At 77.1% G+C, this 315-nt stretch carries 1 protein-coding gene; it reads left to right on the top strand.

From position 1 onward, the window contains the following. On the top strand, positions 1–315 hold a 315-nt coding region (locus PUR56_RS02585; RefSeq protein ID WP_329947674.1), incomplete at both ends, for a hypothetical protein.

Here is a 315-nt window from a genome sequence, read left to right as displayed (position 1 = left end):
TCACCGATCTGGCCGAGGCGGCGCCCCGTGGCCGCTGGGCGATCGTCGGTGACGAGGCGTCCGTACGCGTCGAAGCGTCCGAGTTCGCCGAGGCGCTGACCGCGCTCGGCGCCGACGCCGTGGTCGTACCGCTCGGCGACAGCGCCGACCTGGCCACGCGTCTGCGTGAGCTGGAGCCCGCAGGCATCCTCGGGCTCCCGGCCGTGTCCCTCGCGGGCGCACTGGCCGTCGTCCAGGCATCGGCCGAGGTCGCGGGCGGTGCGCCGCTGTGGTTGGCGACCCGGGGCGCGGTGTCCGTCGGCCGGGCGGACGGCG

Source organism: Streptomyces sp. BE303, assembly GCF_036290945.1.
GTDB lineage: Bacteria > Actinomycetota > Actinomycetes > Streptomycetales > Streptomycetaceae > Kitasatospora.
This window is presented reverse-complemented; position numbering and strand designations above follow the sequence as displayed.